This is a genomic window from Nocardia carnea, assembly GCF_029868325.1.
Taxonomy (GTDB): Bacteria; Actinomycetota; Actinomycetes; order Mycobacteriales; family Mycobacteriaceae; genus Nocardia; species Nocardia carnea_C.
Window position 1 is genome coordinate 1 of the sequence record NZ_JARWNW010000155.1, and the last position, 16,704, is coordinate 16,704.

General features: G+C 68.2%; 20 protein-coding genes. 11 read left to right on the top strand and 9 right to left on the bottom strand.

Going from position 1 to position 16,704, the window contains the following annotated elements; genetic code table 11:
- Positions 1-100 precede the first annotated feature (100 nt).
- The 3 genes from QH196_RS11305 to QH196_RS11315 are packed head-to-tail and all read left to right on the top strand — an operon-like array spanning position 101 to position 3,461.
- Complete coding sequence (locus QH196_RS11305) at positions 101-2,572, top strand: sensor histidine kinase (RefSeq protein ID WP_280415719.1); 2,472 nt, start codon at positions 101-103, stop codon at positions 2,570-2,572.
- Entirely contained in the window at positions 2,569-3,081 is a 513-nt protein-coding gene (locus QH196_RS11310; protein WP_348538064.1) for a roadblock/LC7 domain-containing protein, read from the top strand. The genes QH196_RS11305 and QH196_RS11310 overlap by 4 nt, the downstream gene beginning before the upstream one ends.
- A gap of 2 nt (positions 3,082-3,083) precedes the next feature.
- Complete coding sequence (locus tag QH196_RS11315; protein ID WP_280415720.1) at positions 3,084-3,461, top strand: DUF742 domain-containing protein; 378 nt, start codon at positions 3,084-3,086, stop codon at positions 3,459-3,461.
- A gap of 29 nt (positions 3,462-3,490) precedes the next feature.
- Here the strand turns inward: QH196_RS11315 and QH196_RS11320 are convergent, their stop codons facing one another.
- Positions 3,491-5,446 (bottom strand): GMC family oxidoreductase, encoded by a 1,956-nt coding sequence (locus QH196_RS11320; protein ID WP_280415721.1) that lies wholly within the window; start codon positions 5,444-5,446, stop codon positions 3,491-3,493.
- 174 nt (positions 5,447-5,620) lie between these two features.
- Between QH196_RS11320 and QH196_RS11325 the strand changes: the two genes are divergently transcribed.
- Positions 5,621-5,998 carry a DUF4345 family protein gene (locus QH196_RS11325; RefSeq protein WP_280415722.1) on the top strand — a complete coding sequence of 126 codons (378 nt, stop codon included), beginning with the start codon at positions 5,621-5,623 and terminating at the stop codon, positions 5,996-5,998.
- Positions 5,999-6,008: 10 nt separating this feature from the next.
- Here the strand turns inward: QH196_RS11325 and QH196_RS11330 are convergent, their stop codons facing one another.
- Positions 6,009-6,836: a DUF72 domain-containing protein gene (locus QH196_RS11330; RefSeq protein WP_280415723.1), complete on the bottom strand. Its 828-nt coding sequence runs from the start codon at positions 6,834-6,836 to the stop codon at positions 6,009-6,011.
- A 13-nt stretch (positions 6,837-6,849) separates the two neighbouring features.
- Positions 6,850-7,653 carry an SDR family oxidoreductase gene (locus tag QH196_RS11335; protein WP_280415724.1) on the bottom strand — a complete coding sequence of 268 codons (804 nt, stop codon included), beginning with the start codon at positions 7,651-7,653 and terminating at the stop codon, positions 6,850-6,852.
- Positions 7,654-8,006: 353 nt separating this feature from the next.
- Between QH196_RS11335 and QH196_RS11340 the strand changes: the two genes are divergently transcribed.
- From QH196_RS11340 to QH196_RS11350, 3 genes are all read left to right on the top strand, one after another.
- Complete coding sequence (locus tag QH196_RS11340; RefSeq protein ID WP_280415725.1) at positions 8,007-8,660, top strand: AIM24 family protein; 654 nt, start codon at positions 8,007-8,009, stop codon at positions 8,658-8,660.
- A 116-nt stretch (positions 8,661-8,776) separates the two neighbouring features.
- Positions 8,777-9,184: a YciI family protein gene (locus QH196_RS11345; protein WP_280415726.1), complete on the top strand. Its 408-nt coding sequence runs from the start codon at positions 8,777-8,779 to the stop codon at positions 9,182-9,184.
- Positions 9,184-10,353 carry an RNA polymerase sigma factor gene (locus QH196_RS11350; protein WP_280415780.1) on the top strand — a complete coding sequence of 390 codons (1,170 nt, stop codon included), beginning with the start codon at positions 9,184-9,186 and terminating at the stop codon, positions 10,351-10,353. Before QH196_RS11345 ends, QH196_RS11350 begins: the two co-directional genes overlap by 1 nt.
- 359 nt (positions 10,354-10,712) lie before the next feature.
- Here QH196_RS11350 and QH196_RS11355 read toward each other — a convergent pair whose 3' ends face one another.
- The 3 genes from QH196_RS11355 to QH196_RS11365 form a co-directional block, all read right to left on the bottom strand.
- Positions 10,713-11,567, bottom strand: coding sequence for a hypothetical protein (locus tag QH196_RS11355; protein WP_280415727.1), 855 nt, complete (start codon positions 11,565-11,567; stop codon positions 10,713-10,715).
- A gap of 10 nt (positions 11,568-11,577) precedes the next feature.
- Positions 11,578-12,285 carry a DUF6597 domain-containing transcriptional factor gene (locus tag QH196_RS11360; protein WP_280415728.1) on the bottom strand — a complete coding sequence of 236 codons (708 nt, stop codon included), beginning with the start codon at positions 12,283-12,285 and terminating at the stop codon, positions 11,578-11,580.
- A 65-nt stretch (positions 12,286-12,350) separates the two neighbouring features.
- Complete coding sequence (locus QH196_RS11365) at positions 12,351-12,752, bottom strand: winged helix-turn-helix transcriptional regulator (protein ID WP_280415729.1); 402 nt, start codon at positions 12,750-12,752, stop codon at positions 12,351-12,353.
- Positions 12,753-12,840: 88 nt separating this feature from the next.
- Here QH196_RS11365 and QH196_RS11370 point away from each other — a divergent pair, with 88 nt between their 5' ends.
- Positions 12,841-13,665: an NAD(P)H-binding protein gene (locus tag QH196_RS11370; protein WP_280415730.1), complete on the top strand. Its 825-nt coding sequence runs from the start codon at positions 12,841-12,843 to the stop codon at positions 13,663-13,665.
- An 18-nt stretch (positions 13,666-13,683) separates the two neighbouring features.
- Here the strand turns inward: QH196_RS11370 and QH196_RS11375 are convergent, their stop codons facing one another.
- A complete protein-coding gene (locus QH196_RS11375; protein WP_280415731.1) occupies positions 13,684-14,043 on the bottom strand; it encodes an Rv2640c family ArsR-like transcriptional regulator in 360 nt (119 codons plus the stop codon).
- A 97-nt stretch (positions 14,044-14,140) separates the two neighbouring features.
- Between QH196_RS11375 and QH196_RS11380 the strand changes: the two genes are divergently transcribed.
- Together QH196_RS11380 and QH196_RS11385 are read left to right on the top strand one after the other, a co-directional pair.
- Positions 14,141-14,650, top strand: a complete 510-nt coding sequence (locus QH196_RS11380) for an ArsI/CadI family heavy metal resistance metalloenzyme (protein WP_280415732.1) — start codon at positions 14,141-14,143, stop codon at positions 14,648-14,650.
- A gap of 129 nt (positions 14,651-14,779) precedes the next feature.
- Positions 14,780-15,478 carry a dienelactone hydrolase family protein gene (locus QH196_RS11385; RefSeq protein ID WP_280415733.1) on the top strand — a complete coding sequence of 233 codons (699 nt, stop codon included), beginning with the start codon at positions 14,780-14,782 and terminating at the stop codon, positions 15,476-15,478.
- Positions 15,479-15,484: 6 nt separating this feature from the next.
- On the opposite strand, the gene QH196_RS11390 is transcribed toward QH196_RS11385, so the two are convergent.
- Positions 15,485-15,760, bottom strand: a complete 276-nt coding sequence (locus QH196_RS11390) for a hypothetical protein (protein WP_280415734.1) — start codon at positions 15,758-15,760, stop codon at positions 15,485-15,487.
- A gap of 187 nt (positions 15,761-15,947) precedes the next feature.
- Between QH196_RS11390 and QH196_RS11395 the strand changes: the two genes are divergently transcribed.
- Positions 15,948-16,283, top strand: coding sequence for a DUF3140 domain-containing protein (locus tag QH196_RS11395; RefSeq protein ID WP_280415735.1), 336 nt, complete (start codon positions 15,948-15,950; stop codon positions 16,281-16,283).
- An 11-nt stretch (positions 16,284-16,294) separates the two neighbouring features.
- On the opposite strand, the gene QH196_RS11400 is transcribed toward QH196_RS11395, so the two are convergent.
- A complete protein-coding gene (locus QH196_RS11400) occupies positions 16,295-16,696 on the bottom strand; it encodes an arsenate reductase ArsC (protein WP_280415736.1) in 402 nt (133 codons plus the stop codon).
- Positions 16,697-16,704 lie beyond the last annotated feature (8 nt).

Genomic DNA, 16,704 nt, shown 5'->3' on the forward strand with positions numbered 1-16,704 from the left:
AAGATCCGGCGCTTTGCGATTAAAAATCTATAATAAATTATCCAAAGGCCGGTATTGCGGGTTGGGGCCGCCGGGCGGCGGGGCGGCCCATCACCCTGAAATGAGTGGGTCTACGTTGGGATTTCGCCTACCTCTCGCCGGAACATTCCTGCGAAAAGCGCGTTCCGGAGCGAATCGCACGCGCGGGCGGGTCGGCATCCGCACCCGGTTGCTCGCGATCGTGCTCGTCACCAGTATCGCGCTGGTGACCATCGGGATCGGCGCGGCCGCCTACCTCGTGCGGTCCGGCCGGGATGCGACGAACTGGGCCGAACTGGCCAGCAGCACCACCGGTCCGGCAATTCTGATGGTGCGAGCCTTCGAGGAGGAACGGCGGCTGTCTCTGCTGCTGCTGGCGGGCGATACGAGTGTGGCGCCGGCGCTGGTGGCGGCGCGCGGTCAGTCCGATATCGCCCTGGGCGCGATCATCGCCAAAGGCGACGCAGCACAGCAACTCGATCCCGGCGGTTCCCAAGCCGAGCTCGAGGCTTATCAGCAGTTGTTCGGCCAGGTGCCCGCCACCCGGGCCGCTGTCGACACGGGCACGATCCCGCGGCCGGAGGCCTTCGGTTTCTTCAGCGCGGTGATCGATACGATCGTCGCAGCGTCCATGCTCGCCGCCCGGGTCGCACCGGATGCGGACGTGGCGATTTCACTCGGCTACGGCGCCGAACCGCTGCGGGCGGCCGAAGCGCTGTCCAAGGCAGATACCCTGGGCGCGGCCGCGCTGACACTGAACGAACTGACCGCGCCCCAACTGGTCGAATTCAACCGCTATGTCGGCGAATTCCGTGGTGAAGTGGCGTACTCCGGCACCGTACTCAAAGGCGACCGGCTCGCCCAGCTCCGGGCGATCACCGATTCCGCGAGCTATCGGCAGGTGATCGCCATGCAGGACGCGATCATGGCCGGCGGCGCCCGATCGGCCACCGAATCGCAAGACAGCTCCGGTAGCACCGGCGAATCGGATTCCACCGGCGAACCGACTGCGCTGCCGATGGATATCGCAGCCTGGCAGCAAGCATCCGGCCAGGTCACCGGGGGTCTGCTGAAGCTCTGGGAAGACCAGAGCAACGACGCCCATGCCACCGCCCGCGCACAGGGCGACGATACGGCGGCGAAATCGATACTCGGCGGTATCGCGGTCCTGCTGCTCACCGGCCTGACCTTCCTCGTCGCGCTGCTGATGGCCAACCGCTTCATCGCCCGGATGCGGCATCTGCGCAACGACACCCTGGACCTGGCCGATAACCGCCTGCCCGACCTCATGCGCCGCCTCGACGACGGCGCGGAGGTGGACACCACCGCCGAGGTCGCGCAGCTGGATTTCGGCACCGACGAGCTCGGCGAGGTCGCCGACGCCTTCAACCGAGCCCAGCTGGCCGCCGTATCGGCCGCGGTGGCCGAGGCCAAGACGCGGGCGGGTTTCAACGCGGTGTTCCTGAATATGGCGCATCGCAACCAGCTCGCGGTCCATCGCCAGCTTGCGCTGCTGGATCAGGCCGAACGCCGCGAGGAGAACGCCGACCAGCTCGAACTGCTCTTCCAGCTCGACCATCTCGCCACCCGCGCCCGCCGCCACGCCGAGAACCTCATCGTGCTGGGTGGCGAACAACCCGGCCGGCGCTGGCGTAAACCCGTCTCCCTGTGGGACATCATCCGGGCCGCGGCCGCGGAGAGCCTGGATTACACACGTATCCACACCGGGCGAGTGCCGGAGATGCGGGTTGTCGGCAAAACCGCGGCCGACCTCATCCACCTGCTCGCCGAACTGATGGACAACGCGACGGCCTTCTCCCCGCCGGATTCCCGGGTCGAGGTATCGGCCACGCTGGTGGGCCGCGGTGTGGCGATCGAGGTGGCCGATCAGGGACTCGGGATGCCGGAAGACGAGATCGCCGAACGGAACCGGACGCTGGCCCAACCGCCGGACTTCGGTGTCACGGCGTTGACCGGCGATACCCGCCTGGGGCTGTTCGTGGTCGCTACGCTGGCTGCCCGCCAGGGTATTTCGGTACGCCTGACCGAATCCGCGTACGGCGGAATCAAGGCGATCGTCCTCATTCCGACCGCACTCACCGAACCCGCCGGACCGCCACCGCTGGAAGCCGCCCCGGTGATCGAACCCGCCCTGGCCGGCGCGGCCCCCGCGGCGCCGCTCCCCTTCCGCACCTCGCCGTCGACCACCTTCGCCACCGCACCGGTGTACGAGGCGCCCTACGATTCCCGCACGCTGGGTTCGGACGTCTACCCCGCCGCCACTTCCGAAGTCCCGTATCCGGAGCCACACGCGGAGCCGGCGCCGTACCGCACCGGTGCGAGCCGCCCGCCGCTGCCGCGCCGCCACCGGAAGGCCGCCGAGACGACGGCACGGGAGGAAGAGCACCCGGATCCCGGTGTAGCTCGCCCCCGGACCCCCGAACAGGCCCGCAACCGGATGTCGGCGATCTCGCGCGGGAGCCGTTCGGGCCGCCGCGCACCGTATTCCGATACCGATGCTCCAGAACGCTCTAGACGAGAAGGCGAACGATGACCAACCCCAATCGCACCGATCTCAGCTGGCTACTCGAGGAATTGGTCCGCGGGCTACCGGACGCCGATTCCGCGGTGCTGCTGTCCACCGACGGCCTGCTGATGGGACATTCCTCCGGGCTGGATCGCGACGATGCCGAACGTTTCGCCGCCATGGCATCGGCGTTCCACAGCCTGGCGCGGAGCGCGGGAAGCCATTTCAAGGCGGGCGGTGTCTGCCAGACGGTGGTGGAGCTCGACCGGGCGGTCCTGTTCGTCACCGCGGCCGGTGGTAACGCCTGTCTCTCCTTGCTGGCCGCCGACTCCGCCGACCTGGGGATGGTGGCCTACGAAATGAACCGCACCGTACAGCAGGTCGGCGCACATCTCGGCGTGGATTCCCGGACATATCAGGGCGACCGCGGGCGGCCGGGTCCCCATGACCGCCCGGTGCACCGGGACCTTTCGCCGATGCATACCCATGACCGGCCGGGCGCCCACGTCCGTGGCTATCCGAACGGCATACGCTAGCCGTGTACGGGCCGGAGGATCACTGGGACGAGGACGACGACGGTCCCATCGTGCGCCTCTTCGCGGTGACCCGCGGGCGGGGCCGCACGGGGCGCCGGGAGCTCACCCTGGATACCCGGGTGGTGGACCGGGGTGCCGGGCTGGCACCGCAGCGCACCGAGCCCGAGTACGTCGATATCATCCGCCTGTGCCGGACCGCGCAGTCGGTGGCGGAGATTTCGGCGCAGTTGCCGCTTCCGCTGGCGATGGCGAAGGTGCTCGTCGCGGATCTGATCGACGACGGCCGCCTGGAGGTGCGGCCGCCGTTCGAAACCACGATAGATCCCGCCCGGGATATCGGTCTGCTGCACAGCATCGCGCGCAGCCTGCGGGAGGTCTGACCATCGGGCCGGACCTCCCGCACCCGCAGTCAGCCCAGCCGGGCGGCGAGGCGGGTGGCGTTCATATGGGCGATCGCCTCGATCGTCACCATCGGGTTCACACCCGAGGAGGTCGGGAAGCAGGACGCGTCGGCGACGACGATATTCTTCACCTCCCAGGTCGCACCGTCTGGGTCAGTGGCGGAGTTCTCCGCCGAGCCACCCATCCGGGCCGACCCCATGATGTGCAGGGCGCCCATCGTGCAGCGTCCCGGACCGTAACCGGCGGCCTTGGCGGCGGCCGAGAACTCACCGAGCGAACCACGAACGCCCGGTTCGTAGGCGACACCCGCTTGATGCCCGGAGAAGATGCGGGTGGCGCCGGCGGCTTCGAGAATCCTGGCCGCGCCTTCGATACCGGTGTGCAGGTGGGCGGCGTCGTAGTCGGAGATCCGGTAGTCCACGGTGGGTTCACCGTCCCGATCGACCTTCACCGCACCGGAGTCGCGGTCGCGGGTGATGATGCCGACGGCATTGGTGCGGGCGAAATCCTGCATGACGCGGCGATGATCCTCGGACCCCTGCCAGCTCATGAACCCCGTGGACGAGCCCGGCGCCAGCGGACCCGTCTCGTAGATCACGCCGTAACCGTTTCCGTCGAGATCGGCGTGCTGCCGGCAGATCCGGGTCTGCAGACCGCCCTCCCAGGGCCGCACCTCTTCGTCGAAGAGTCCGAAAACCGCTGCCGCCGGATGCAACCGCAAGTAACGGCCGATGTTCTTGTTACCCAGCCCCGACCGGCGCAGCAGCGCGGGCGTCTGGATCGCGCCCGCCGCCACCACCACGGCTCGCGCGCGGACCTCGAATTCCACACCCGCCGAGGTACGCACGGTGACCGCTTCGGCAATGTTGTCGCGCACCGAGATCCGCCGCACATTCGCGTCCACGATCAACCGGGCGCCGCGGGCCGCGGCATCGGCCAGCCAGGTTTTGGTGACCGACTGTTTGGCCCCCAACCGGCAGCCACTACCGCACCGGCCGCATTCGACACCGGCATCGCAGGCATCGGTCACATTGCGCGGCAGGGGGTCGACGGGCCAGCCGAGCGCACGCGCGCCGCGCTCCAGGATGTTGTCCCGTACCAGTGGGGTGGAGCGCCGCTCGTTCACGCCGAGCCGCCGCAGCACCGTATCCAGGGATTCGGTGAACTCGGACTCCGCGAACTGTGCGGCACCGACTGCGGCCCATTCGTCCCGGACGCTGTCCGGCGTGGGCAGCGATGTACTCCAGTTGACCACCGTGCCGCCGCCGAGACAGGATCCCGCGACCAGCGCGAGCTGGCCCTCACTGGATGCCAGCGGCCCGGGCGCATACAGCAGCTGCTGCCCGGCGAGTTCACCGCCGCCGAAATCCTTGTCGTCGTAGTACTCGCCGCGTTCCAGGACGACCACGTCCAGACCCGCTTCGGCGAGCGCTCCGGCGGCTGTACCACCACCGGCACCGGACCCGACGATCACGACATCACAGGTGAGGCTCGTCGGTTCGGTGATCCGCTGCGGGCGCAGCGCGGGCTGCGGCGCATTCGCCAGTGGTCCGGGGATCGCGTCGTAGCCCAGGTGTTTCCACAGGGGATTGACTCCCGTCGGCCCCGGAGTCACGTTGTATGCCAGCAGCGACGCCTGCTTCAAGGCCTGGAATACCGCGCGCACGGCACCGAGCCGGGACGCGCCGAGTCGCAGCAGCGCCTTCTCCCGGTCCTGCTGCGACAGTTTCGAATACCGCCGCGGACCCCATCCGGCGAGCAGTCCGGTGACCGGCCCGTCCCACAGGTCCAGCAGCATTGCCAGCTGCTTGGTCTCGGCTTCCCGCGGGTTGCGCGCCAGAAGTGCCAGCACCGTGTCCACAGCGCCCAGTTCGGACGCCGAGGGCAGGGTGAGCCCGTCCCCGGGCAGGAACGTATCGCAGATCATTTCCAGCGCGGCGCGCTGTTTGTCGGTCGGTTGCATGGTTGTCCCTTCGCTACAGCCGATTTCTACCACGGTGTGCGAATGTTCGCTCACTTATAAAGCAATACCCTGCTACATAACCGCGCTCTGGTCTAGAACAATAGTTCACTTATCAGCGCCCGGTACCGCATGTTTCCGGAAGCGCGCACACCGCCGGTGCTCGATGATCGAGCGATGGAAGCGTTGGTGCGAACAGTGGTCCTGACAGCAGCGGGACTCTTCTTCACGGGAATGGGTCTCTACGCCCTCGCCGCGCCCGCGCGGCTCGTACGACCCTTCGGTATCGGCGTCGGCACCGCATCGGGACGCTCCGAGGTACGGGCGGTGTACGGCGGATTCGGTCTCGCGGTGGCCGGAGCACTGTTCTGGTCGGCGACGACGACCGGCGAACTCGGGCGGGGCGTGGTCGTCGCGGTCGCGGTCGCGCTGGCCGGGATGGCGGCGGGCCGTGTGGTTTCGCGGGTGCTGGATGCTCCGGCCGCGTTCTATCCCGTCTGGTTCTACTTCTGGGTCGAGACGCTCGCCGCCGCGGCGCTGCTCGTGGTGAACTGACCGATTTCGGTCAGAACAGCGTCATCGGTTCGGTTTCGGCCGGGTCGGGCAGCGGTACGAGCTCCGGGACATGGGTGCGGACCTCGTCATGGAAACGGCGCGCGAGATCCCGGGAGGACGCATTGTCCGGGGTGTGCAGGAAGACCGTCGGCGAACGCCCCTCCCGCAACCATTCGACCGTCTGCTCCACCCAGGGCCGCCAGCCGGCCACCGTCGCCTCGGGATCGTCGCGACCGTGATACCGCACGATCGGGGTCTCGGTGAGTGCCCGCATCCGCCGCGGCAATCGCGGTTTCTTCGACTGTGCCTCGTATTCGGCCGAACTCGCCGGCCGCGCCGCGAACAGGACGGTGGTATCGAACGGCACCCACTCCGCCCCCGCCCTGTCCAGTGCTCGTTCGAGCTGGTTCGCCGCATCGTGGTCGGTGAAGAACGCCGGATGCCGCACCTCCACCGCCGCCCGCAGCCCGGCCGGGACCTTCCGGACGAATCCGGCCAGCGACCCCAGCTCGTTCGGCCCGAACGTCCCCGGCAACTGGATCCACAGCGCGTGCATCCGGGACGCGAGAGGCTCCATGGTGTGCAGGAACTCGTTCAACTCGGCGTCCACGCCCGAGAGCCGGCGTTCGTGAGTGACGGTTTTGGGCAGTTTGATCACGAACCGGAAATCCGGGGCGGTCTGCTCTGCCCAGGTCTCCACGGTCCGGCGGGCCGGCACCGCGTAGAAGGTGGTGTTGCCTTCCACCGCATCGCACCAGCTCGCGTAGCTGCGCAGTTTGTCACCCGTCGCCGGCCAGGCGGCATGTGTCCACATGGCGCAGCCCACGGATAAACGCATATCCCGGCCTCCGTCAGCGCTTCAATCCGTGCGTCCGCGCAACGACCTTCTCGATCACCGCCGCCGGCGCCAATCGCCGCAGCAGGAATACGACCGGCGCCCGGCTACCTTTGGCATACAGCGGCTTCGGCTTCTCCGCGGAAATCGCGCGCAGGATGGTGCGCGCCACCTCGTCCGGACTCGTCCCGGCCCGTTCGTTACGGTCCAGGTTGGTGATCATCGTCGCGAAATCCGCCGCGTACACCGAATCCTCGGCGATGTACTTGGTGCGCCGCTCCCCGATCCCGGTCGCGATCGACCCGGGTTCGACCGTACTGATCCACACCCCGAACGGCGCCGTCTCCAACCGTGCCGCGTCCGCGAAACCCTTGATCGCCGCCTTCGTCGCCACATACGAAGACCGGTAGGCCAGCGGGAAACTCGCCAGCATCGACCCGACCATGATGATCCGCCCGTACCCGCGCTCCCGCATCCCCGGCAGCGCCAGCTGCGTCAGCTGGACCGCACCGAATACGTTCAACTGGAATATCCGGGTGACAGCGTCGTGCGGCAGTTCCTCGATCGGGCCCGACTGGCTCTCCCCCGCGTTGTTCACCAGCACATCCACCGGCCCGAGCTCCTGCCCGAAACGCTCGATACCGGCCGGGTCGGTGAGATCGAGCGCGCGATACTCCACCCCCGGAACCCGCGCCGAGGCCGCGATCGAATCCGGGTTCCGGCTGGTTCCGATCACGCGGTAGCCCTGCTGCACCAGCAGCGCGGCAGTCGCCCGCCCGATCCCCGACGACGCCCCCGTCACCAGCGCGGTCTTCGCCATACGACCCCTATCCTCGACAATCCGGGCGCCCGGCAAGGATCCAGGCGGAACCGCCAATCTAACCGATCGGCGGTCCGGCCCCAGGAATCACCAGGTGGAATACCCGCCGAGCACGCCCAGCATGTTGAGAAAGATGATGTACTTCAGGAAGCCAGGCATATCGGTCTCTCTTCGATCGTCGAACTCGGTCGCCGGAGGGCGATCATCTACCGATTACCCTCCGGCCAGGCGCCACACTCCTAAATATGTGCGCTGCTGAGCTTTTCGATCACCGATACGAATTCGTTACTTCCCAGGTCCCGTTCGCACACCACTACCGCCCATGACGAGGACAGTTGCGGCAGGATCGCGGTATGCAGAGTGAGATCTTCGCCAACGAGAACATGGCTCAGCCCGCAACCGCGCCCGGGTTGACGGCGCAGAGCGCGAAAGCTTTGAAGTACGCCGTGAACGGTGAATGCCTCGCGCGGCAGGGTTCGATGGTTGCGTTCCGCGGGAACCTGCAGTTCGAGAAGAAGGGACAGGGGGTCGGGAAGTTCCTGCAGCGGGCGCTCACGGGTGAGGGGGTGCCGCTGATGGCGGTGCGGGGTCAGGGTGAGGCGTGGTTCGCACATTTCGACCGGAACTGTTTCCTCGTCGACCTGGTGCCCGGTGATGCGCTCACCATCAACGGCCGCAATATTCTGGTGTTCGATTCGAGCCTGCAGTACGACATCCGCATGGTGCAGGGCGTCGGAATGGCCGGTGGCGGGCTGTTCAACTGTGTGTTCACCGGGCAGGGGCGGCTCGGGCTGGTGTGCGCGGGGACGCCGATCATCATTCCCGTGCATCCGCAGGCGCCGGTTTTCGTGGATACCGATGCGGTGGTCGGATGGAGCGCGCAGCTGCAGACCTCGTTGAATCGTTCGCAGAGTTTCGGTTCGATGGTCCGTGGTGGTTCGGGCGAGGCATTCCAGCTGCGTCTCGATGGTGAAGGGTTCGTCATCGTGCAGCCCAGCGAGGCCTGATCGAGGGCCGGCAAAAAAAGTTCCGGATATTTCCGGCGTGGATGTCGAGAACGTCGTCACGGCTCCGTCCCAGGTGTGATCGACCAACCAGGGTCGGACATCGAAGGGAGAATCCCATGGCCAAGTACCTGCTCCTCAAGCATTACCGCGGCGCTCCGGCGTCGGTCAACGATGTGCCGATGGACCGGTGGACACCGGCCGAGATCGAGGCGCATATGCAGTACATGCAGGATTTCGCGGACCGCCTGGAGAGCACCGGTGAGTTCGTCGACGGTCAGGCGCTGGCGCCGGAGGGCGCGTGGGTCCGTTACGACGGCGAGGGGAAACCGCCGGTGACCGACGGCCCGTTCGCGGAGACCAAGGACCTGATCGCGGGCTGGATGATCATCGACGTCGACTCCTACGACCGTGCCGTCGAACTGGCCGGTGAGTTGTCCGCGGCGCCCGGCGCGGGCGGGAAACCGATCCACGAATGGCTCGAGGTGCGCCCGTTCCTGACCGCCCCGCCGACCGTCACCGAGTGATGACCGCCGACGCGCTGGACGCGGGCCGGCTGCGGGACCTGATCCCCGGGGTCCTGGCGGCCCTCGTCCACCGCGGGGCGGATTTCGCGACCGCCGAGGACGCCGTGCAAGAGGCGCTGCTGCGGGCCGTCGATACCTGGCCGCGGCAGCAGCCCGACGATCCCAAGGGCTGGCTGATCACCACGGCGTGGCGGTGTTTCGTGGATCTGGCCCGCTCCGAAACCGCACGACGCAACCGAGAGCTACGGCTATCCGAGGAACCGGCGGCGGGACCGGCCGCATCGGAGGACGAAACGCTGCGGTTGTATTTCCTGTGCGCACACCCGAGCCTCACGCCCACCTCGGCGGTGGCGCTGACACTGCGGGCCGTCGGCGGTCTCACCACCCGCCAGATCGCGCAGGCCTACCTGGTACCCGAAGCCACCATGGCGCAGCGGATCAGCCGGGCCAAACGCACCGTGAGCGAGGTCCGGCTGGACACTCCCGGTGATCTGCGCACCGTGCTGCGGGTGCTGTATCTGGTGTTCAACGAGGGATACAGCGGCGATATCGACCTGGCCGCGGAGGCGATCCGGCTGGCCCGCCAGCTCATCGCAACCACCGGCGACCCGGAGGTTGCGGGCCTGCTGGCGCTGTTCCTGCTGCACCATGCCCGGCGCCCGGCCCGCACTCGCGCGGACGGCAGCCTGGTGCCGCTGGCCGAACAGGACCGCGCGCTGTGGCGCCGCGACCTGATCGCCGAGGGCGTGACCATCCTCCAGGCGGCGCTGGCCCGCGACCGGCTCGGCGAGTACCAGGCACAGGCGGCGATCGCCGCACTGCACGCCGACGCGCAAACAGCCGAGGAGACCGACTGGGTGCAGATCGTCGAATGGTACGACGAGCTGATCGCGCTCACCGGCAGCCCGATCGCCCGGCTCAACCGTGCGGTGGCCGTCGGCGAAGCGGACGGTCCACAAGCGGGTCTCGCGGCGCTCACCGAACTCGACCCGGAACTCCCCCGGTACACCGCGTCCGCCGCCTACCTCCACGAACGGGCGGGCGATACCGCCGCCGCGGCGCAGCTCTACGTGCAGGCCGCCGACCGAGCGCAGAACCTCGCCGAACGCAACCACCTCACACTCCGCGCCGCCACCCTCCATCAGCGCCTTCGGGATGACGGGAGCTGAACACCTGTACCCGTGGTAGCCCGAGCTAGGCGCTGTCCCGTGGTCCCACACAGCGTCGATGTCGGCTTCCGGAAGCAAGCCGAGTACGCGGTCGCACCATCGCCGGGCCGCGGTGAGCGCAGCCTCGAGACCATGGTGACCCGCTCCAGGGACTCTTGTTGCTGCGCGCGGTCGACCGTTTTCCCCTCAGGGCCGGGGTCACCAACGACGTCGGCAAGGCACGACTACAGGCAGAAATGCCAATTGCGGCCGGCCGGGTATTTATCGTGCCAGGCCCGGCCCGCTCGCGAGTTGGACGAGCTGCCGCGTGTGCGAGGTCGCCACACTGCGGTCGCGGGATCCGGTCCGCGATAGGCGGATCAGATCCTGCCGTGTTCGCGGAGCGTGCTGATATTGCCCAGGGTCACCACGCCGCGCCATTCCACGGTCTGGCCGGGCGTGAAGTGCAAGAAGTCGAAATCCCAGCCGCCGTCGTCCAATTGCTCGCGTTCGAGCCGGTCCAGATCCGCGGCGATCGTTTGTTCGTCGAACAAGGCCCGGCTCGGTGCCGCCGGGCGCGGGGACAGCGCGAGTGGGCCGATCTGCTCGTTCTCGACACCACCTTCGACCGGTACCGTGCCGTCGTCGCGGATCGCGGCCCGGAAGCGTTCGACGGCCGCGGCGGCGCGGGCGGGGTCGGGTACGGCATCGAGGAATTGCAGCGCGAATTTCACGGTGTAACCGGCAGGGGCCTCGGCGGCGTCGATCCGGTTCCAGCACCATGTTGTCGCCTTGTCGAGCCATGGATGTTGCACTCCGAGCCGCCACAGGCCGGCAGCGAGAGCGTAGGTGAGGAATCCGGCCTCCGGGTCCGGGGCCATCCACGGGGCGTGCGGGTGGCCCGTAGCCGACGACAGGACGGTCGGCACGCCACCGTCGGGGTCGGCGATACCGGCGATCCAGTCGGCCAGCCCGGTGACCATCGGATCTCCGGCCGCATCCAGTTCGGCGAAAATTTCCAGCGCGGACAGTGCCGCCGACGGCTGGCTACCGGGGCAGCGCACATCGGGTTCCAGCGCGTGCCCGAATCCGCCGTCGGGGTTGCGGTAGGCGGCGAGTGCGGTGCGGACGGGTTCGACGGGGCCGTTGTCGAGGAGTACGGCGAGCCGGTGCCGTTCCAGGACGCGGGCGCTGGACTCGATGTACTGCCGGGCGGCGGCGAGGTCGATGCTCATATCCCGGAGGTTAGGCAGCTGTGAGGGTGGCGTCTTCCAGAAATCGGACAGGGGTGAGGCCGGTGAGGTGCCGGACCTCGTCGGTCATATGCGCCTGGCCCGCGTAGCCCGCCGCGTACGCGCGGTCCGCCAGTGATTCCCCGTCTGCCGCGACCAGCCGGCGCAGCCGGGCGACGCGAGCGAGGAACTTGGGCCCGTACCCCACTGCCGCCGTGACCCGGCGGTTCAGTTGGCGCTCGCTGACTCCCAGGTCGGCGGCGACGGCCGAGACCCGGGCGCGCGGAACGACCAACCGGCGCACCGCGGCGCCGACCAGCGGATCCGGTTCGGCCTTGCGGTGCAGCACGGTTTCGGTCAGCAGCTGCAGCCGTACCGCCGGGTCCGCAGCTTCGGGGCGATCGGGCCAGTCCGCCACCGCGGGCCAGAGCTCGGACAGCGGCACTTGCCGATCGCGTACCTCGTCGGCGGGTACCCCGAGGAGACGTCCGGCCACTCCGGGCCGCAATCGCAGACCTCCGGCCCGTTCGCCGACCGCCGCCCACATCATCGGCTCGGTATCGGCGCCGACCACCAGCAGGTGCCGGCCGAGCCAGACCAGATCGACGCATCCGTCCGGTATGACACGCTGCGTGCCGTCGACGAGAGCATCGCTTTCCCACACGCACGCCACCACCGGCTCCACCCCGGCCGGGGGCCGGTACTCACGGTAAGCGCCCACGGCTCGACTGTAACCGGGGCCGGCGACACTCTTCGCTGCGCGGGCCACGACCGCCGGGGCCGCGATCAGCGCTTTCGGCGCGGTTGCCGATCGGCGTCGTAGGCGCGACGCGCCCGTTCGACCTGTTCGAGGTTGCCCGACCAGTCGGCCAGGGCCGCGAACAGCGGCGCCAGGCTGCTTCCCAGCTCGCTGATCTCGTAGACGACCCGGGGCGGAACCTCCGGATAGTAAGTGCGCATGACCAGCCCGTCGCGTTCGAGCTGCCGCAGGCGCTCGGTCAGCACCTTCGGACTGATCGTGGTGATCAACCGCTGGAGTTCGACAAAGCGTTGCGGCCCTTGATAGTGCAGCACCCACAGGATCGGTGTTGTCCAGCGGCTGAACACCACATCGACTACCGGCGCGATCGGGCAGGCGTTCTCCGGAGCGATATCGCCGCCCGGCTCCCAGGATGAGGTTTCGGTCACAATACGGCCCTACCTCCAATACTTTCCTCTAGGTACCTACTGTCTTTCGAATAGTACCGTCGCCTCACCGAACTCGAAAGGACAAAACATGATCGTGGTGACCGGAGCGACGGGCAATGTCGGACGACCGCTGATGCAGGCGCTGGCCGCGACGGGAAGGAAGGTCCGTGCCGTCTCCCGCACAGCGGCGGCAGACCTCCCGGCCGGTATCGAACACCGGCGGGCCGACCTGCTACGGACGGAGGAACTGGAGCCGGCCCTCACCGGAGCACAGACCGTCTTCTTGCTGACCTCGGGTGAATTTCTCGGCGCCCGCGGAGATCTCGGCGCAGTGGTGAAGGCGGTCCGCAGCGCGGGCGGACGCCGGGTGGTACTGCTGTCCTCACAGGGTGTCGGCACCGGGAATCATCCCTCGGAAGCAGAAGACGCCGTGCGGGATTCCGGGCTCGAGTGGACGATATTGCGGCCGGGGAATTTCGCCTCCAACGCTCTGCAGTGGGCGGAATCAGTGCGCAGCGAGCGCGCGATCGCGGCCCCGTTCGCCGATATCGCACTGCCCGTGATCGATCCGGCCGATATCGCCGCGGTGGCCGCCGCCGTTCTGCTCGACGACAGCCACGGCAGCAAGACGTATGAACTCACCGGACCCGAGCCGGTTTCACCCCGGCAGCAGGCTGCCACCCTCGGCGCGACACTGGGTGAACCGGTGCGTTTCACCGAGCTGTCGCGCGCGCAGGCGCGGCAACGGATGGTGCAGTTCATGCCCGCACCGGTGGTCGAATCCACACTGGACATGCTCGGCAACCCGGCTCCCGCGCTACAGCAGGTCAGCCCGGACGTCGATAAGGTTCTGGGCCGGGCACCGCACACCTTCGCCGAGTGGGCGGTACACAATTCGGCGGCGTTCCGGTAATCGGACCGGGCGCGGCGGTCAGCGGCAGCAGTTGGGGTCCAGTACCACGCACAAGGCGGCGAGTGCGTCGCGGTGGGCGCGGTGGACGACGTTCATACCGTTGCGTTCGGAGGTGATCAGGCCCGCTTTGCGGAGCTGGGTCAGATGATGGCTGACGGTGGATTCGGACAGGTCGACCGCGGCGGCGAGGTCGCCACCGTTGGCGCCGGCGACCGGGTCGGCCAGCAGCAGCGACATGAGTTTGACCCGGACCGGGTCGGCGAGTGCTTTCAAACGGAGCGCGACGTGCAGGGCCGCCTCGTCGTCGATGGGACCGGCGGCTACCGGGGCGCAGCAGACGGGGGCGGTCGTATCGATGACGGGTAGCGCTTTCGGCATACTGCGATACTACCGACAGTATTGACATATGCCGAAAAGGTGGCAGACTCGGGCACACTCACCTTTTCGACATATGTAACACAACTGGAGGTTTGCGATGTCTCGTGTACAGCTCGCTCTGAATGTCGACGATCTGGACCAGGCCGTCGGGTTCTACTCGACCCTGTTCGGCGCCGAACCCGCGAAACGCAAACCGGGATATGCGAATTTCGCACTCGACGAGCCGCCGCTGAAGCTGGTGCTGATCGAGAACCCGGGCCAGGGCGGCAGCGTCAACCATCTCGGAGTGGAGGTCGAGTCCTCGGAGAAGGTCCACGCCGAGATCGCACGTCTCACGGAGGCCGGTTTGTTCACCGAGGAGCAGATCGCGACCACATGTTGCTTCGCCACCCAGGACAAGGTGTGGGTGACCGGACCGAACGCCGAACGCTGGGAGGTCTACACCGTCCTCGCCGATACCGAACACTTCGGCACCGCGCCCGAGCTCGCCGAGACAGATGACCGCGCAGCAGTGCAGGCCTGCTGCGGTACCGACGGCCGCGGTGCGGGTGACGCCGAGCAACAAGCTGCTTCCGCGGACGCGTGTTGCGCACCCGCTGCCCGGTAGCGCGGACTGCCGGTTCCTTGCGCCCGCGGCACCGGAGGTTGCCGCGGGCGCTGTTTGCCGGATGAGACGCGGGTAATCGGGTCCCGATATGCCGGTACACCGGCGATCCGTACGACGGGAACGGAAACCATGGACGACTCCAGCGGCCACAGCATGTTCGCCGACGAGGACGTGCGGATACCCCTCGGCGATATCCATCTCGACGCCCGGATCCGGCTGCCCGCGCCGGACTGCGGAATCGTCGTTTTCGCGCACGGCACCGGCAGCGGCCGGCACAGTCCGCGCAACCGGCACGTGGCCGCCGTGCTCGAGCAGGCGGGACTCGGCACCGTCCTGCTCGATCTGCTCACCGCCGAGGAAGAGCACCGCGATCTGAGCACCCGGGAGCTGCGGTTCGATATACCGCTGCTGTCCGGCCGGCTGGCGGCGACGGTGGACTGGCTGGCCGGGCGGACCGCCACCGCCGAGAACCCGGTCGGCCTTTTCGGTGCGAGCACCGGTGCCGCGGCCGCACTCCGCACTGCCGCCGAGCGCCCGGCCGCAGTCCACGCCGTCGTCTCCCGCGGCGGCCGCCCGGACCTCGCGGGCGACGCCCTCTCCCGGGTCCGGACACCTACGCTGCTGATCGTCGGCGGTGCCGACGCCATGGTTCTGGATCTCAACCGGGACGCCCAGCAGCATATGACCGTGCGTCCGCGGCTGGAGATCGTGCCGGATGCCACGCATCTGTTCGAAGAACCCGGCGCGCTCGACCGGGTCGCCGCGCTCGCGACCGACTGGTTCCTGGCCAACCTCGGCACCGCCCCCACTGCGAGTCCGGCGTCCTGAGCCGGGTCAGGCGCCGAGCGTCCGGACCTCGCTGTCGAGCAGTGCGGCCTGGGTGACCAGGTCATTATCTGCCGGGCTTTCCCCCAGCTGGGCGACGAGGTCAGCGCGCGTCACGACGACAAGGCCGTCGCCCGTGAACCGGCCCTGGATCTGCATTCGCCCCTCGGACAGTACGAGGCAACTGTCCGGCCCCGCCTCGAGCAGTCGCCGGAGATCGGCCGCATCGACCTGCGTTCGGACGCGCCGCTCGGCGCTGTTTCCGGATGATCTGTCGGTATTCATGCGCCCCGGATGCCCCGAGTGCCCGCGCGGAAACACGTTCGCCCCGGGCGGTTCGAGGTGACGACCGGTGGCAGCGCCGCGAGCCCGGGACCACACGGCTCCTCGGCGGCGATACCGGTGGCCCCGGTTTGCCAGTGGCGCAGCCGGGTACTGCCGCGCCGCAAGCGACCGTAGGAGGTGGACACCCATGGCGGAAACAGTGGTGGACGACGAACTCTGGGACGATTTCCACCGGGTCGTCAACATGTCGTCGCGCGAGCTCGGCGATTGGTTGCGCACCGAAGCGGCGAGCGCGGTGGCCGAACGGGAACCGGATCATTCCGGACCCGAAATCGGCCGGCAGGTCCTGGCAATTCTCGGCAAACGCCGCACCGATCTGACCGCCGGCGATGTGGCGGTTATGCGGCGTGTGGTGGCCACGATCACCGCGGAACGCCGCGACGATCTGGAGCCGGTGGCCGGTGACGCCCAGTTCCGGCATCGGCTGATGTGCCTCGGACACGACCCGCTGAAAGCGACGTAACCCCGGCCGGTTCAGGCGGGCAGCAGTTCGGCGATGAGCGCTTCCACCCGGGCGCGGATCTCGTCGCGGATCGGGCGCACGTCCTCGATACCTTTACCCGCCGGGTCGGGCAGGTCCCAATCCCGGTAGTTGATCCCGGGGAAGACCGGGCAGGTGTCGCCGCAGCCCATGGTGATCACCACGTCCGAGGACCGCACGGCGTCCGCGGTGAGGATCTTCGGTGACCGGCCGGCGATATCGATACCGACCTCCGCCATCGCCGCGACCGCCGTGGGATTCAGGGTGCCGGCGGGTGCGCTGCCCGCGGAGCGGACCTCGATCGCGTCCCCGGCGAGGCGGGTGAGGAATCCGGCGGCCATCTGGGAGCGGCCGGCGTTGTGGACGCAGACGAACAACACGGTGGGTGTGGTCATGGAATCGC

Bases quoted from the DNA above. Each gene is read 5' to 3' on its own strand.
- QH196_RS11345 (WP_280415726.1), top strand. From the start codon at position 8,777: ATGGCCAAGTACCTGCTCCTCAAGCATTACCGCGGCGCTCCGGCGTCG.
- QH196_RS11335 (WP_280415724.1), bottom strand. From the start codon at position 7,653: ATGGCGAAGACCGCGCTGGTGACGGGGGCGTCGTCGGGGATCGGGCGG.
- QH196_RS11340 (WP_280415725.1), top strand. From the start codon at position 8,007: ATGCAGAGTGAGATCTTCGCCAACGAGAACATGGCTCAGCCCGCAACC.
- QH196_RS11385 (WP_280415733.1), top strand. From the start codon at position 14,780: ATGGACGACTCCAGCGGCCACAGCATGTTCGCCGACGAGGACGTGCGG.
- QH196_RS11370 (WP_280415730.1), top strand. From the start codon at position 12,841: ATGATCGTGGTGACCGGAGCGACGGGCAATGTCGGACGACCGCTGATG.
- QH196_RS11375 (WP_280415731.1), bottom strand. From the start codon at position 14,043: ATGCCGAAAGCGCTACCCGTCATCGATACGACCGCCCCCGTCTGCTGC.
- QH196_RS11395 (WP_280415735.1), top strand. From the start codon at position 15,948: ATGGCGGAAACAGTGGTGGACGACGAACTCTGGGACGATTTCCACCGG.
- QH196_RS11390 (WP_280415734.1), bottom strand. From the start codon at position 15,760: ATGAATACCGACAGATCATCCGGAAACAGCGCCGAGCGGCGCGTCCGA.
- QH196_RS11380 (WP_280415732.1), top strand. From the start codon at position 14,141: ATGTCTCGTGTACAGCTCGCTCTGAATGTCGACGATCTGGACCAGGCC.
- QH196_RS11320 (WP_280415721.1), bottom strand. From the start codon at position 5,446: ATGCAACCGACCGACAAACAGCGCGCCGCGCTGGAAATGATCTGCGAT.
- QH196_RS11400 (WP_280415736.1), bottom strand. From the start codon at position 16,696: ATGACCACACCCACCGTGTTGTTCGTCTGCGTCCACAACGCCGGCCGC.
- QH196_RS11310 (WP_348538064.1), top strand. From the start codon at position 2,569: ATGACCAACCCCAATCGCACCGATCTCAGCTGGCTACTCGAGGAATTG.
- QH196_RS11330 (WP_280415723.1), bottom strand. From the start codon at position 6,836: ATGCGTTTATCCGTGGGCTGCGCCATGTGGACACATGCCGCCTGGCCG.
- QH196_RS11305 (WP_280415719.1), top strand. From the start codon at position 101: ATGAGTGGGTCTACGTTGGGATTTCGCCTACCTCTCGCCGGAACATTC.
- QH196_RS11325 (WP_280415722.1), top strand. From the start codon at position 5,621: ATGGAAGCGTTGGTGCGAACAGTGGTCCTGACAGCAGCGGGACTCTTC.
- QH196_RS11355 (WP_280415727.1), bottom strand. From the start codon at position 11,567: ATGAGCATCGACCTCGCCGCCGCCCGGCAGTACATCGAGTCCAGCGCC.
- QH196_RS11350 (WP_280415780.1), top strand. From the start codon at position 9,184: ATGACCGCCGACGCGCTGGACGCGGGCCGGCTGCGGGACCTGATCCCC.